16 protein-coding genes are annotated in these 13,555 nt (G+C 66.5%); 8 read left to right on the top strand and 8 right to left on the bottom strand.

Features of this window, described 5'->3' with window-relative positions; translation table 11 throughout:
- Positions 1–157 precede the first annotated feature (157 nt).
- From ACLBKT_RS08820 to ACLBKT_RS08800, 5 genes are read right to left on the bottom strand one after another with little or no spacing between them, the layout of a single operon-like run.
- Positions 158–1,351: a CCA tRNA nucleotidyltransferase gene (locus ACLBKT_RS08820; RefSeq protein ID WP_410182548.1), complete on the bottom strand. Its 1,194-nt coding sequence runs from the start codon at positions 1,349–1,351 to the stop codon at positions 158–160.
- Positions 1,341–1,949, bottom strand: a complete 609-nt coding sequence (locus tag ACLBKT_RS08815) for a CoA pyrophosphatase (protein WP_410182547.1) — start codon at positions 1,947–1,949, stop codon at positions 1,341–1,343. The genes ACLBKT_RS08820 and ACLBKT_RS08815 overlap by 11 nt, the downstream gene beginning before the upstream one ends.
- Entirely contained in the window at positions 1,946–2,500 is a 555-nt protein-coding gene (locus ACLBKT_RS08810) for a DUF1285 domain-containing protein (RefSeq protein WP_410182546.1), read from the bottom strand. The genes ACLBKT_RS08815 and ACLBKT_RS08810 overlap by 4 nt, the downstream gene beginning before the upstream one ends.
- Positions 2,501–2,550: 50 nt before the next feature.
- On the bottom strand, positions 2,551–3,081 hold the full coding sequence (locus ACLBKT_RS08805) for a GNAT family N-acetyltransferase (protein WP_410182545.1): 531 nt from the start codon (positions 3,079–3,081) through the stop codon (positions 2,551–2,553).
- Positions 3,081–4,244: a PQQ-dependent sugar dehydrogenase gene (locus ACLBKT_RS08800; protein WP_410182544.1), complete on the bottom strand. Its 1,164-nt coding sequence runs from the start codon at positions 4,242–4,244 to the stop codon at positions 3,081–3,083. The genes ACLBKT_RS08805 and ACLBKT_RS08800 overlap by 1 nt, the downstream gene beginning before the upstream one ends.
- Here ACLBKT_RS08800 and ACLBKT_RS08795 point away from each other — a divergent pair.
- The 3 genes from ACLBKT_RS08795 to folP all read left to right on the top strand — a co-directional run bounded on the left by ACLBKT_RS08795 (position 4,243) and on the right by folP (position 7,537).
- Positions 4,243–4,866, top strand: a complete 624-nt coding sequence (locus ACLBKT_RS08795) for a ribonuclease HII (protein WP_410182543.1) — start codon at positions 4,243–4,245, stop codon at positions 4,864–4,866. The two genes, ACLBKT_RS08800 and ACLBKT_RS08795, sit on opposite strands and share 2 nt — an antisense overlap.
- 340 nt (positions 4,867–5,206) lie before the next feature.
- Positions 5,207–6,331, top strand: a complete 1,125-nt coding sequence (locus ACLBKT_RS08790) for a site-specific DNA-methyltransferase (protein WP_410183672.1) — start codon at positions 5,207–5,209, stop codon at positions 6,329–6,331.
- Between the two features lie 93 nt (positions 6,332–6,424).
- A complete protein-coding gene (folP, locus tag ACLBKT_RS08785; RefSeq protein WP_410182542.1) occupies positions 6,425–7,537 on the top strand; it encodes a dihydropteroate synthase in 1,113 nt (370 codons plus the stop codon).
- A 32-nt stretch (positions 7,538–7,569) separates the two neighbouring features.
- On the opposite strand, the gene ACLBKT_RS08780 is transcribed toward folP, so the two are convergent.
- A complete protein-coding gene (locus tag ACLBKT_RS08780; protein ID WP_410182541.1) occupies positions 7,570–7,716 on the bottom strand; it encodes a hypothetical protein in 147 nt (48 codons plus the stop codon).
- Positions 7,717–7,730: 14 nt separating this feature from the next.
- On the opposite strand from ACLBKT_RS08780, the gene ACLBKT_RS08775 reads away from it, so the two are divergent.
- Positions 7,731–8,921, top strand: coding sequence for an alkaline phosphatase D family protein (locus ACLBKT_RS08775; protein WP_410182540.1), 1,191 nt, complete (start codon positions 7,731–7,733; stop codon positions 8,919–8,921).
- A gap of 67 nt (positions 8,922–8,988) precedes the next feature.
- Here the strand turns inward: ACLBKT_RS08775 and ACLBKT_RS08770 are convergent, their stop codons facing one another.
- Positions 8,989–9,762, bottom strand: coding sequence for an SDR family NAD(P)-dependent oxidoreductase (locus ACLBKT_RS08770; protein WP_410182539.1), 774 nt, complete (start codon positions 9,760–9,762; stop codon positions 8,989–8,991).
- Between the two features lie 33 nt (positions 9,763–9,795).
- Positions 9,796–11,241 carry a sigma-54-dependent transcriptional regulator gene (locus tag ACLBKT_RS08765; RefSeq protein WP_410182538.1) on the bottom strand — a complete coding sequence of 482 codons (1,446 nt, stop codon included), beginning with the start codon at positions 11,239–11,241 and terminating at the stop codon, positions 9,796–9,798.
- Positions 11,242–11,529: 288 nt separating this feature from the next.
- Here ACLBKT_RS08765 and ACLBKT_RS08760 point away from each other — a divergent pair, with 288 nt between their 5' ends.
- From ACLBKT_RS08760 to ACLBKT_RS08745, 4 genes are read left to right on the top strand one after another with little or no spacing between them, the layout of a single operon-like run.
- On the top strand, positions 11,530–11,652 hold the full coding sequence (locus ACLBKT_RS08760; protein ID WP_286165985.1) for a hypothetical protein: 123 nt from the start codon (positions 11,530–11,532) through the stop codon (positions 11,650–11,652).
- A gap of 12 nt (positions 11,653–11,664) precedes the next feature.
- The gene (locus tag ACLBKT_RS08755) at positions 11,665–12,786 is read left to right on the top strand and encodes an NAD(P) transhydrogenase subunit alpha (protein ID WP_410182537.1); all 1,122 of its coding nucleotides are present in this window, start codon (positions 11,665–11,667) and stop codon (positions 12,784–12,786) included.
- Between the two features lie 4 nt (positions 12,787–12,790).
- Entirely contained in the window at positions 12,791–13,156 is a 366-nt protein-coding gene (locus ACLBKT_RS08750; protein WP_410182536.1) for a PH domain-containing protein, read from the top strand.
- A gap of 9 nt (positions 13,157–13,165) precedes the next feature.
- On the top strand, positions 13,166–13,555 hold the full coding sequence (locus ACLBKT_RS08745; RefSeq protein ID WP_410182535.1) for a hypothetical protein: 390 nt from the start codon (positions 13,166–13,168) through the stop codon (positions 13,553–13,555).

Here is a 13,555-nt window from a genome sequence, read left to right as displayed (position 1 = left end):
GACGTGCTTCGCCTGCGGCGAATTTTTGCACATGAAGCCACGAAGTCACGAAGAGTGCACGCAAGACCTTAAGGTCGCACAACATCTTCGTGCCTTCGTGCCTTCGTGTGAATCAACGCGCAGCATCGCTGCATAACCGACCCAGCATCAACCCATTCTAATCAAACCGGAACGCGCTGGTCCCCAGTTCTTCGGCGAGCATCTGGTTCACCCGGTCGCTCGAAGGAAAGCCCTCGGCCACCCAGCGGGCTTCGATTTTCTGGAGCAGTTTGGCAACCTCCGGCCCGGCGGTGATCCCGCGCGCCACGATGGCACCGCCCTTGAGCGGGAAGACCGGCACCGCCCACCCATCGAGCACCCGGACGTCGCCGCCTGTCAACAGCAAGCGGTCGATCGCCAGCGGCAGGCTCAGGCGATAGGCGAGCGCCTTGGGGTCTTCCCCATCGCTCGCCCCGCGCTCGGCGGCGCTGACGAGCCGGGTGCGTTGCGCTTTGGAGAGGCGCAGGCGGGCGGCAACGGTCTCGGCAATCTCGGGGGAGGGCGGCAGCAGCGCGGCCAATCGCCGCACCGGATCGGCAGCGATGCCTTGCGCGGCTTCGGCAGCGATCACTTTTGCCAGCAGCGCGACCTGGGGTGGGCAGGCCTCGGGCAGAATGACGCCGAGAACGCCGCGCTGGCGCATCCGGGCGATGGTGGCGTGCGGATCGGGCAGGGCCAGCAGGTTGAGCAATTCCGCCGCGATCCGTTCCCGGCTGAGACCTTTCAGCGTGTGGGCGAGATCGGCGCAGGCATCTTCGGCCGTCTCGTCCAACGCGGCACCGAAGCGGGTCTGGAAGCGGTAGTAGCGCAGGATCCGCAGGTGATCCTCGGCAATCCGCTGGCGCGCATCGCCGATAAAGCGCACGCGGCCTTCGCGCAGATCGTCGAGCCCGCCGAAATAGTCTGCGATCTCCAGCGTTTCGGGATGGGCGTAGAGCGCGTTGATGGTGAAATCGCGCCGCGCGGCGTCCTCTGCCCAGTCGGAGGCGAAGGCGATGGTCGCGCGCCGCCCATCGGTGGCGACATCGTGGCGCAGGGTGGTGACCTCGACGGGACCGTCCTTGAGGATCACGGTGACGGTGCCGTGGTCGATCCCGGTCGGCACGGTGCGCAGGCCTGCGCGCTTGCAGGCGGCGATCACCTCTTCCGGGAGCAGCAGGGTGGCGCAGTCGACATCGTGGACGGGCACGCCCAGCAAGCCGTCGCGCACAGCGCCGCCGACCCAGCGGATGTTCTCGGCCCCCAGCGCTGCGGTCAGCGCGGCCAGCCCGGCGCGGCGGGTCCAATCGGCCTCGGTCAGGTCACGCAGCATCGCGCAAAGCCTCCAGCGTGATCCGCCGCGACAGGTTGGCGATGATCGCCGCGGTGACGCCCCAGATGCGAAAACCCTGCCACTCCAGTTCGAGATAGCGCCGGTTGGCCCCGCGCCAGAACACCTCGTTCGCGGTCCAGCTGGCAGGGTCGAGCAGCATCGCGAGGGGCGCTTCGAACCACGCTTCGACCTCGGTCGGGCTGGGGATGAGGGCGAGGCCGGGCGGGACGAGGCCCACCACCGGCGTCACCAGAAAGCCGGTGCCGGTGTGGTAGATGTCGCTGGTGCCGATCACCCGCACTGCCTCGCGCGGGAGCGCAAGCTCCTCCTCGGCCTCGCGCAGGGCGGCCTTGACGGCGTCCTCACCCGGATCGATCTTGCCGCCGGGAAAGGCGACCTGCCCGGGGTGGTCACGCATCGCCCGTGGGCGCTGGGTGAGGATCACCTGCGGATCATGCGGCACATCGGTGATCGCGATCAGCACCGCCGCAGGCGTAGCGCGGCCATCGCGGGCGAAATGGGCATCGCTGAGCAGGTCGGGGATGTCGCGCGCATGGCCTGCCGCGAAGGCCCGGGCGAGCGGCTCGTAAAGGCTCATGGCAGCAAGGAGAAGGTCGCGCCCTGGCTGGTGACCTGCCAGCCATTGTCCTGCGCCCCTTCGGCCACGGCGATCCCAGCGAGCTGCGCCCAGGTCGAGCGGTTGAGCCGCGCCTCGCACCCGCGCCGGACGTGGAGATAGAGCGCGGGCTCCTCCGCCGTCCCCGCCGCGCGCAAGGCATGATCCGGCCCGGCGATCACGATGTCATCGGTGTTGAGCCGGAACGCCAGCGCGCCGTCTGCCCGCACGCAATCGGTGGCGATGAAGGCAGCATCCTCGACTTCGATGGCGAGCTTCTCGAACGGGGTGACGAGCCAGTGATGCCCCTCCGCATCGCGGGTCAGCAGGCCCGCAAAGGCCCGCACCATCGCCTCGCGCCGGATCTCGCCGCCTTCGTGGAACCAGGTGCCATCGGCGGCGATCACCATGTGGCTTTCGCCGATCACCTTGGGTGCCCAGCCTTCGACCGGCGGCAGCTTGCGATCCGCAACCAGCGCGGCGATTTCGGCCAAAGTCAGGCTGGCGAGGTAGGGGGGCGGTTCGTAGGGCATGGGGTGACGGATGGCAGAAGCGGGGAGGAAGGTGAAGGGGTTACCTTACCTTACCCCTCCCAAGGCCCCAGCATCCCCTCGGCCGGCATGGCGGCAAGTCCGTGGCCGCGCGCCAGCAAGCGGTGCTGTTCATAGGGGCCGGGGCAGCGCCACCCCCCCGTCAGCGCTGCGGAAAAGCCCCAACGGCCGTAATATTCCTTGTCCCCGATCAGCACCTGGGGAAGCGCGCGGCCACCTTGGGCGGCCAGCCGCGCATCTTCGGCGATCATCGCGCTCATCAGGCCAACGCCGAAGCCTTCGCCCTGTCGTTCGGGCACCACGGCGACCGGCCCCACCATTACCAGCGGCACCTGACCCTGCTTGGTCTGCAAGCCAATCGGCCAACACTGGATGGTGGCGACCAGCATGTCATTCTCGTCCAACGCGGCGAGGCTGAGGCCTGGAAGCCACGCCATCCCTTCGCGGATGCGGTAAGCGGTGCGGGCATGGCGATCCGGCCCGAAGGCGCGGTCCAGCACCTCCTCGATCATGGCGGGATCGACCGCTTCGAGCGGGATCAGGGTCGCGGTTGCGGCAGCCATCAGCGGGCGGTGAGCTTCAGCAGCTTGGCGCCCTTGCCATCCTGTGCCACCCACAGCGCGCCGTCCGGCCCCTGCGCGATCGAGCGCAGGCGCGCGTCGAATTCGTGCCGGGTGACTTCGCGGGCGGCTTCGCCTTCGATCGCGACATCGACGATGGCCTGCGAGGCGAGGCCTGCCATCAGCGCATGGCCCTTCCAGGCGGCGAACATGTCGCCGGTGTAGATCAGCATATCGCCCGGCGCGATCACCGGGTTCCAGCTGGTCGCGGGCTGGGCAAAGCCATCATCGGCGGTGTGATCGGGGATCGGGTCGCCGTTGTAATGTTCGCCATTGGAGCGGATCGGCCAGCCGTAATTGGCGGCGGGCTTCACCAGGTTCAGCTCGTCACCGCCGGCCGGGCCATGCTCGACTTCCCACAAGCGGCCCTCCGCATCCCAGTCCATGCCGAGAATGTTGCGGTGGCCGTAGGACCAGATTTCCGCCGTGACACCGCCCTTGTCGGCCATGGGATTGCCAGCCGCAGGCGTGCCATCAAGGTTGAGGCGGACGATCGTGCCGAGCGTGTTGCTGGTGTCCTGTGCCGGCTGCATCTTCTGGCGCTCACCGCTGGCGACGAACAGGTATTTGCCATCGGGCGAGACGGACAGGCGGTGCGAGTAGTGCCCGCGTCCCGTCACCTTGGGCGTCTGCCGCCAGATCACCGACAGGCCTTCGATGGCGCAGGTGGTTGCGGCGGAGCAGACCAGTGTTCCCTTGCCGACGACCGCGCCGCGCGTGTCGGCTTCGCCCGCTTCGGCCCAGCTCAGATAGATTGTGCGATTGCCCAGACTGTCCGACGCCTCGGCAGGCAGGAAGGCGACATCGCCCAATCCGCCCTGACCGCCGTAATCAACGGTCGGAACCCCGCTCACCGTGCCGATCTGGCCGCTCGCGGTGTCGATGAACTTGAGCGTCCCGGCCTTTTCCGTCACGAACAGCGTCGCGGTGCCGGGCGCGAAGGCGATCGCCCAGGGTTCTTCGAAGGTGGCGACCTCCGTGACCGCAAAGGGCTGCGCCGAAGCGGCGGCGGGCGGGGCGGTTTCCCCACTTTCGGCATTCGCGCAGCTTGCCAGCGCCAGCGTGGAGACGGAAAGAGCAGCGAACAGACGGGCAGAACGGATCATGCTAGGGGTCACTCCGGGTTTCAGGCACGCAGGCGAGGCGATCGTCGTGGGCGTTGACGAGGCTGGCCGCGGACCGCTGGCCGGGCCGGTGGTGGCCGCGGCGGTGGTTCTGGCGGAGGCGATACCTGCGGGGCTCGACGATTCCAAGCGCCTTTCGGCAAAGCGCCGTGCGGTGCTCGATACGGCGATCCGGGAGAGCTGCGGTTGGGCGGTCGCGGTGGTCGAGCCGGAGGAGATCGACCGGGTCAACATCTTCATGGCGACCATGCTGGCGATGACCCGTGCGGTTGGCAGCCTCACCGCGGCCCTTGGCGCGGAACCGAGCGACGTGCTGATCGACGGCAACATGACCCCCCACGGCCGCTGCGCCGACTGGCGCTGGCCCGCCCACGCGATTGTCGGCGGGGACGGGATCGAGCCGTGCATCTCGGCGGCCTCGATCATCGCCAAGGAATGGCGCGACCGCATGATGCAGGAAGCCGCCGCTGTGCACCCGCATTACGGGTGGGAGCGCAACAAGGGCTATGGCACGGCGGAGCACATGGAAGCGCTGCGGGTGCACGGCGCGACCCCGCTCCACCGCCGCAGCTTTGCGCCGGTGGCACAGTTGTCGCTGATTTGATCCTGCAGTCCTAAACTTCGTCGCCCCGTGTCGAGCACGGGGCGACGGAGAGGTTAATGGTGGGGCCGAAGGCAGGGGCAAGCAAATCTTCTCCGCACCGATAGCCTTCGTTGTGAGTCCTCCCCGCCACACCCCTGCATCTGGAGTCTCGTCGCTGGCGCCGGACTCAACATCTTGTGGCGGTCTCGCTTCGTTCCGCGCAACGGGTGGGGCCTTAACCCCCTGTCAACCATAATCTGCACAAAATTAGTCGCTTGACGCGGACTCTTCAAAGACTCATGCCTGTGGATAAGTTGACAGCATAAGAAGCGGGGCCAGACCGGTGAGTGTGACAGAGCAGGTGAAAATACGGGCGAAAAGCGTTGTAAAAGCGCCAGAAACGGCCCGTGCCCGCGATTTGCCGCTGGGCCGGATCCTGCCGGGTGATTGCATCGCCGCGATGCGCTCGCTGCCCACCAACAGCGTCGATCTCGTCTTCGCCGATCCGCCCTACAACCTGCAATTGGGCGGCGATCTCAACCGGCCCGATGGCAGCCATGTCGATGCGGTGACCGATCACTGGGACCAGTTCGCCAGCATGGCGGTGTACGACAAATTCACCCGCGAATGGCTGACCGAAGCGCGCCGCGTGCTCAAGCCCGATGGTGGGCTGTGGGTGATCGGCAGCTACCACAACATCTTCCGCGTCGGCTCGATCTTGCAGGATCTCGGCTTCTGGATCCTCAACGACATCGTCTGGCGCAAGACCAACCCGATGCCCAATTTCCGCGGCACCCGCTTCACCAATGCCCACGAGACGCTGATCTGGGCGAGCATGGGCGAAAAGGCGCGCTACCACTTCAATTACCGCGCGATGAAGACCTTGAATGACGAGCTTCAGATGCGCTCTGACTGGGTCATGCCGATCTGTGCCGGCGGGGAGCGGCTCAAGGAAAATGGCAAGAAGGCGCACCCCACGCAGAAGCCCGAAGCGCTGCTTTACCGCGTGCTGCTGGCCACGACCGAGAAGGGCGACGTGGTGCTCGATCCCTTCTTCGGCACCGGCACCACCGGCGCGGTCGCCAAGCGGCTGGGCCGCGAATGGATCGGCTGCGAGCGGGAGGCGTTCTATCGCGAAGTCGCGATGAAGCGGATCGAAAAGGAACTGCCGCTGGATGAAAGCGCGCTCACCACGATGCAATCCGCCCGCTCGGCGCCCAAGGTGGCGTTCGGCGCGGTGGTCGAAGCCGGACTGATCCCGCCCGGCACGCAGGTATTCGACAAGAAGCGCCGCTGGATCGCGACCGTTCGTACCGATGGCTCGCTGGAATGCGGCGGCCAGACCGGCTCGATCCACGGGTTGGGCAAGGACTTGCAAGGCGCACCAAGCTGCAATGGCTGGTCGTTCTGGCATTATGAGACCGCCGGGGATGTCCAGCCGATCGATGCTGCGCGGCAGCTCTACCTGCTAGCGGCGGAGGATTGATTTTTGCGTGAGTCCCCGTGAAGACGGGGACCTTATTCGGTAGAGCGCCAGGTTGCGGGAGGTCCCCGCCTGCGCGGGGAATCACGACTTGGCATGACCGCTACAGCCTATCTCCATCCGCTTACGCTCGTGCCCGGCCCGCAGGCTGTGGAGGGCGAGGCGGTGCGGCTCGCCGGTTCGATGGCCTATGCGCGCGAGTTCGCGCTGGTGCTGCGTGACGGCGGGGCAGTGGCCGAGCGGATTGTCGGCACGCCCAAGGTGATCGAGGCGGCGCTGGCGCGGCTGTCAGGCCCGCTGGCGCAGGACGCGGTGGCGCAATGGGACAACCTCACCAAAGCCCACGCGCCGCTCCAGCTCGGCAGTCGCACCATCCGGCTGGATCAGCCCCAAATCATGGGCATCCTCAACGTCACCCCCGACAGCTTCTCTGACGGCGGCCAGCATGACGCCATCGACGCAGGCCGCGCGCACGCCGCCGCCATGCTGGAGGCGGGCGCGGCGATCATCGACATCGGCGGAGAGAGCACTCGCCCCGGCGCTGCCGCGACTTTTGAGGACGAGGAAATTCGCCGCGTCGTCCCCGCCGTCGAATATTGCGCCAGCATGGGCGCGGCGATCAGCCTCGATACCCGCCGCGCAGGCGTGCTGGCCGCAGGGCTTGCGGCAGGCGCGCACATGGCGAACGACGTCTCGGCCTTGCGCTACGACCCTCGGAGCATCGAAGTGGTCGCCAGCGCCGCTTGCCCCGTCATCCTGATGCACGCCCCCGGCGCGGGCGAGGATCTCCACGCGGGCGGCACCTATGCCGACGTGGTCAGCGACGTTTTCGATTTCCTCAAGGCGGCGCGCGCCCGCGCCATTGCCGGCGGTATCGCCGAGGATCGCATCATCCTCGACCCCGGCATTGGCTTTGGCAAGTCGCTCGCCGAGAACCTCGCGCTGCTGAACGCGCTGCCGCTGTTCCATGCGCTCGGCAGCCCGCTGATGCTGGGGGCGAGCCGCAAGCGGATGATCGGCGCGCTGTCGGTAGAGGAAAGCGCCGACCAGCGCCTCGCCGGATCGATCGCCCTGGCGGTGAAGGGCATGGAGGCGGGTGTTCACCTGCTGCGGGTGCATGACGTTGCCGAGACCGTGCAGGCGCGCAATGTGTGGCGCGGGCTGCGGGATGCGGCGCTGACCGATTTCAGCATGCTGCCGATGATGTAAACCGGCGGGCAAGCGCAGTTGCTCCGCCGCAATCATCCGGTATGCTTGCCATTCGCCATGATCACGCCGCTCCGCCAACCCGCCATCAACGCTGTGTCCGGCCGGAGCGCTGACGACGGCAGCCGTGTCGCATAGCTGTAACCCAGCGCCTTCAGCAGACCATCCGTTCGACGTTTCATTTCAGGAGCCTTCCATGCGCCGTTTCCCGTCCTTGCTGGCCACAACCGCCCTGCTTGCCGCCGCGATCATGCCCGCGCCGGTGATCGCGCATGAGGACGAGCCTGCACCGTCAAGCAAGGCTCCGGTCGCGGTCAGCCTGACGCCCGATCAGCTGCTCGCGCCCTATTACGAGGCGCTGCGCCAGCAGGTCGTGATGCCGGTCGCAGGGCCCAATCCCGCGCTCGCCGCCAACACCACGCTGACCCGCATCGCGGTGGGCAGCTGCAACCACCAGAACGCGCCGCAGCATATGTGGGCGCAGATCGCTTCGGCCAATCCGCAGCTGTTTCTGATGATCGGCGACAATGTCTATGGCGACAATGGCTGGGATGCGGACGCTGGTCTTGAGAGCCTGCGCGCGGCCTATGCCTTGCAGGCCTCGCACCCCGAATTCGCGGGCTTCCGCGCCAAGGTGCCGATGATGGCGACGTGGGACGACCATGATTTCGGCCTCAACGATGCGGGCGGCAATTTCCCGATGCGCCGGTGGGGGGAGGCGCTGTTCGAAACCTTCTGGGGGTCGTCCGATGCCGTCCGCTCGCGCCCCGGCGTTTACGAGAGCACCATCACCGGCCCGGCAGGCAAGCGGGTGCAGGTCATCCTGCTCGATACGCGCTTTTTCCGGTCCGATCTGAAGCGCGCCGCCTGGACCAAGGATCGTCCGCCGCTCGGGAGCTATCTGCCGGACGAGAGCCTCGACAAGACCATGCTCGGCGATGCGCAATGGGCGTGGCTGGAGCAGGAGCTGGCCAAACCGGCCGATCTGCGGATCGTCGTGTCCTCGACCCAGGTGATCACCACCGCGCATCAGTTCGAAGGCTGGACCAATATGCCGGTGGAGCGCAACCGCTTGCTGGAAATGCTCAGGAACCGCGCGGCGAGCGGGCTGGTGATCCTGTCGGGCGACCGCCACGCCGCGGGCATCTACAAGACCGCGCACAAGGGCGAGACGATGTGGGAGCTGACCAGTTCCTCGCTCAACCTCTCATTCGGCAGCGACAATGACCGCAGCACCGCGCGCGAACCCGATCCTGCGAGGGTGACGAAGTTCTTCTCGGAGGAGAATTACGGCCTCGTCGATATCGACTGGAAAACCAAGCGCCTGACCATGACGCTCAAGAACAACACCAGCGCGACGCTCGCGGAGCAGGCTTTCAACTGGTGATGTTCTTGCTATGTTTCACGTGAAACATTTGCCCCCTGTTGGATGTGCGCAAAAAATGCGCGCAAATTCAGAGGGTAAACCCGCCGTCCGACACCATGACATGGCCGGTGATGTTGGAAGCGGCGTCGCTCAGCAGATACAGAATGCTGTCGGCCATTTCCTCTGAGGTGGCGAAGCGGCCCAACGGCGTGGTCTTGGCCATCGCCTTCAGCGTCGCCTCTCGCCCGATGGCGGCGACGGAGCGCTGGAAATCCTCGCCGCTTTCCCAGATCGCGGTATCGACCCCGCCGGGAGCTATCGCATTGACGCGGATACCCTTGCGCGCGTTCTCCGCCGCAGCGATGCGTGCCATGTGGGCGACGGCGGCCTTGGCGACGCCATAGGGACCGATGCCGGGAATGGGCTTGAGACCCGTGGTCGACGACACGACAACCACGCTGCCACGGTCGGGTGAGGGTTTGGCCTCCATCGCCCGCAGTGCGGTGGCAAGTGTCAGGAACGCCCCATCGAGGTTGACCGCCATGACCCGCCGCCATTCGGCCAGCGAGATCGCCGACATGGCTCCGCCCGATCCGATGCCTGCGTTGACAACTGCATGGTCAAGACCGGTCAACGACCCGGCAACGGCCTGCCAAAGACCTTCATCCGCCACACTGCCGACGACACGTTCGACGGCGCAGGCCCCAAGGTCGAGCGCATCCAGCCCCGGCCCGTCGACATCGACCAGCACCAGCCGCGCCGCACCCCTTGCTGCCAGTGCCTTGGCGCAGGCCGCGCCGATCCCCGATGCCGCGCCGGTAATGAGCGCCGAACGTCCGGCGAAATCCTGAATTGCTGTCATGGGGTCTGCGGCTAGTCCCGCAAACCCCGGCGATCAAGCCGCGTTGTCGATCCCGAGATCGGAAAGCTTGCGGTAAAGCGTGGAGCGTCCGATCCCCAGACGCCGCGCGACTTCGGTCATGCGTCCGCGATAATGGCCGATGGCGAGGCGGATCACGTCGGCCTCGATTTCTTCGAGCGGACGCAGATTGCCGTCGTCGGTGTAGAGCATGATGCCGACGCCTTCATGCGCGCTGGCGGTGGTGACGCTGCCCTGTTCGCCGAGCATTTCGGACAATTGCGGGAAGCTGTCGGCGGTCAGCGAATTGCCCTCGCAATAGACCGCCGCGCGGAACAGCACGGACTGGAGCTGGCGGACATTGCCCGGCCAATCATAGGCAGCGAGCAGGGCCAGCGCGGAGTCGGAGACCGACAGATGGTTGAGACCCGGCTGCTCGCCGATCCGGGCGAGGAAGTGACGGGTCAGTGCCGGAATGTCGCCGGTGCGCTCGCGCAGGGGTGGCAAGACGATCCGGGTCGCGCCCAGCTTTGCGGCGAGGCCGGCGTCGAATTGTCCGGCCTGCACCATCCGGTCGAGCCCGACATTGCTTGTCACCAACAGGCGCACATCGACGCGAAAACCGTAGCTTGCGCCGACGGGGCGGATGATCCCGCTGTCGAGCGCTTCGGCAAGGCGTTGTTGCAGCACCGGCGTCAGGCGGTCGATCTCATCAAGGATCAGCGTTCCGCCGTCGCAATGCTGGAACGCGCCGATCTGACGGTCGAAGGCTCCGGGGAAGCTGCCCGGTTCATGGCCGAACAGCACGGAATCGATCGATCCGGGGGGGACCGAGGCGAGGTTGATGGTCCGCAAGGGATCCTTCGCGCGCGGGGATGCGCCGTGCATCGCGCGCATCAGCATTTCCTTGCCGGTCCCGGTTTCGCCCTCGATCAGCACATGGCCATGCCCGCGCGCGGCCTTGGCCGCCTGCGCCAGAGCAGCGCGGAATTGCGGTGCGGTGCCGATCATCGCGTCGAAATCGAGGCTGGCGGACATTTTCTCGGTCAGCGGCGCGAGTTCATCGCGCGGCGCTTCGCGGGTGGTGACCGTGCGCAGCGCTTCCATCAGCCGGTCGGGTGAGACAGGCTTCACGAGGTAATCCGATGCGCCCGCGCGCATGGCCTCCACGGCCAGCAGCGGCGAGGCGCTGGTGGTCAGCATCAGGATCGGCAGAGCCGGGCGGCGCGATTTCAGCTCGGCGATCAACGCACAGGCATCGTCGCCCGGCACCCATTGGTCGAGCAGGATCGCGCTGAGCTGCATCCCCTCGCGCGTGCCGAGCATCGCAATCGCGGTCTCGGCATCCGGGGCGACGATCGTGCGCCAGCCATCACGCGCGGCAATCGCGGTGATGAGGCGCGACTGCGCTGGCTCGTCATCGATGAGCATGACGATTCGCGCGTCTTCCTGCGCTTCGGGGTGGCAATCAATATCCGCCATCGGTCCTGCCGCTCGCTTTCCCTTGTTCTGCCGGGCCTTGCTGGGCACCGTCCGACACAGGCCCTCTGCATAAGGCGGGGAGGTAAAAACGGGATTAAGACTGTGCCGCGGCGGGACAGGTGGGGGAGGCGGGGAAAGGCGCCTCTCACTAAAGGTGACTTGAGATAGCGGGGCTGCTCCGATACGGGAACGTCGCAGGGGCCTTGCGGCCCGACGCAAATTTAAGGCAACCATTCGGCAACCAATCGCGCTTCGGTGCGTTCGATAGCCCAAGGGGAATAACGACCAATGACTGTTCACGACATGGAAAAGGCCACGGCCACCTACAGCGGCTTCATGGCCACGCTCAAATGGGCTGTGCCGGTGATCGCGGTGATCGCGTTCGCTGTCGTCGCCGCGATCGCCAGCTAAGCGCGCGCCCACGTGAAAATCGCCATCCTGACAGAGCGCGCCTCGGGCGAGACGCGCGTTGCCGCCACGCCGGAGACGGCGAAGAAGTTTGCCGCCCTGGGCTGCACGGTCGCGGTCGAGGCGGGGGCCGGGGTGATCTCATCGATCACCGATGCGGCCTATGCCGAGGCTGGTGCGAGCGTCGGTGACGCAGGGGCAACGGTCAAGGATGCGGATATCGTCCTCGGGATTCAGGCGCCCGATGTGGCGCTGCTGGCAGGCGCGAAGCCCGGCGCGATGGTGGCGGCGCTGTTCGATCCCTTCACCAAGCGTGATGTGGTCGATGCCTATGCGGCCGCCGGTTACGAGGCGCTGAGCATGGAGTTCATGCCGCGCATCACCCGCGCGCAGTCGATGGACGTCTTGTCCTCGCAGTCGAACCTTGCGGGGTACAAGGCCGTGCTGGCGGCGGCGGATGCTTACGGGCGCGCCTTCCCGATGATGATGACGGCCGCCGGCACAGTGCAGGCTGCGCGCGTGTTCATCATGGGTGTGGGCGTGGCGGGCCTTCAGGCGATCGCCACCGCGCGGCGTCTGGGTGCGCAGGTTTCGGCGACCGACGTGCGCTCGGCCACCAAGGAGCAGATCCAGTCGCTGGGTGCCAAGCCGATCTTTGTCGAGAACGTCGCGGGGATCGAGGGCGAAGGCTCGGGCGGCTATGCCACCGAGATGAGCGAGGAATACCAGAAGGCCCAGGCCGAACTGGTTTCCAGCCACATCGCCAAGCAGGACATCGTCATCACCACCGCCCTGATCCCGGGCCGCGCCGCCCCGCGCCTGATCACCGACGCGCAGATCGCGACGATGAAGCCGGGCAGCGTGATCTATGATCTCGCCGTGGCGCAGGGCGGAAACGTGGAAGGCTCGGTCGCCGATCAGGTGGTCGAAAAGCACGGCGTCAAGATCATCGGCTATTCGAACACCCCGGCGACGCTCCCCGCCGACGCCTCGGCGCTGTTCGCACGCAACCACTACAACTTCCTCAGCGCCTTCTGGGACAAGGAGCAGGGCAAGCCCGTGCTCGACGAGGAAATCGGCAACGCCATCCGCCTGACGCAGGGCGGCAAGGTCGTCAACGAGCGGCTGCTCGGCTGAGCCGATGGGCCTGATCAACGCCTCGCCGTGGGACGTCGCCGACGCCGCTGAAGACCTCGCCTATGCGCTCGGCAAGGGCGAGGTGGTGCGGCTGGCCTTCAAACTGGTGCGCGATTCGATCGTCTTTACCGATCGCCGCATCCTGATGATCGACATTCAGGGGCTGACCGGATCGAAGAAGCGGTTCGTGACGATCCCCTACCGCGCGATCACCACTTTCACGCTGGAAAGCGCCGGGCACTTCGATCTGGATACCGAAGTCACGCTGACCGTGTCGGGCAGCGCACCGATCGCCTTCAATGTCAGCCGCGGTGCGGATGTGCCGGGGCTGGTGACGCTGCTCACCGAATATCTGGCACCGGGGAAGTAGGGGATACGCATGGGCAGGCTTTCACATCATCTCGCGCGGCTTGCCATCGTTCCGCTGGCTGCAGTGCTTGTGGCGGCAACCCCCGCTGAAGAGCGTGCCGCCGCGCTTTCGGGCACATGGACTGTCGATTTGCGGGTCGAGCTCGCGGACGAGCCCTATTCGCAGCCGATGGTTCTGACCGTGGCCGCCGACGGCGTGATCACCGGCAGCTTCTACAACAGCGAAATCCTCGCCGGGCGCGCCGGGTCGGCACAGGGGCGCAGCTGCGTCGCCTTCCGCACGACCGACGGGCAGGGACTCTATCACACCTCGGCTTGCCTCGTGGATGGCAAGATGGTCGGCCAGACCTGGGCCGAGGGCCGCAATTTCGTTCTGCCATGGACCGCAACAAGGGGCTGA

This window comes from Erythrobacter sp. W302b (assembly GCF_046452395.1).
Lineage (GTDB): Bacteria > Pseudomonadota > Alphaproteobacteria > Sphingomonadales > Sphingomonadaceae > Erythrobacter.
The sequence above is the reverse complement of the archived record's forward strand: the minus strand, read 5'-3'. Positions and strand labels throughout refer to the sequence as shown.

Coding starts and splice junctions, on each gene's coding strand:
- ACLBKT_RS08820 (WP_410182548.1), bottom strand. CDS start 1,351: ATGCTGCGTGACCTGACCGAGGCCGATTGGACCCGCCGCGCCGGGCTG.
- ACLBKT_RS08815 (WP_410182547.1), bottom strand. CDS start 1,949: ATGAGCCTTTACGAGCCGCTCGCCCGGGCCTTCGCGGCAGGCCATGCG.
- ACLBKT_RS08810 (WP_410182546.1), bottom strand. CDS start 2,500: ATGCCCTACGAACCGCCCCCCTACCTCGCCAGCCTGACTTTGGCCGAA.
- ACLBKT_RS08805 (WP_410182545.1), bottom strand. CDS start 3,081: ATGGCTGCCGCAACCGCGACCCTGATCCCGCTCGAAGCGGTCGATCCC.
- ACLBKT_RS08795 (WP_410182543.1), top strand. CDS start 4,243: ATGCTAGGGGTCACTCCGGGTTTCAGGCACGCAGGCGAGGCGATCGTC.
- ACLBKT_RS08800 (WP_410182544.1), bottom strand. CDS start 4,244: ATGATCCGTTCTGCCCGTCTGTTCGCTGCTCTTTCCGTCTCCACGCTG.
- folP (WP_410182542.1), top strand. CDS start 6,425: ATGACCGCTACAGCCTATCTCCATCCGCTTACGCTCGTGCCCGGCCCG.
- ACLBKT_RS08780 (WP_410182541.1), bottom strand. CDS start 7,716: ATGAAACGTCGAACGGATGGTCTGCTGAAGGCGCTGGGTTACAGCTAT.
- ACLBKT_RS08775 (WP_410182540.1), top strand. CDS start 7,731: ATGCGCCGTTTCCCGTCCTTGCTGGCCACAACCGCCCTGCTTGCCGCC.
- ACLBKT_RS08770 (WP_410182539.1), bottom strand. CDS start 9,762: ATGACAGCAATTCAGGATTTCGCCGGACGTTCGGCGCTCATTACCGGC.
- ACLBKT_RS08765 (WP_410182538.1), bottom strand. CDS start 11,241: ATGGCGGATATTGATTGCCACCCCGAAGCGCAGGAAGACGCGCGAATC.
- ACLBKT_RS08760 (WP_286165985.1), top strand. CDS start 11,530: ATGACTGTTCACGACATGGAAAAGGCCACGGCCACCTACAGCGGCTTC.
- ACLBKT_RS08750 (WP_410182536.1), top strand. CDS start 12,791: ATGGGCCTGATCAACGCCTCGCCGTGGGACGTCGCCGACGCCGCTGAA.
- ACLBKT_RS08745 (WP_410182535.1), top strand. CDS start 13,166: ATGGGCAGGCTTTCACATCATCTCGCGCGGCTTGCCATCGTTCCGCTG.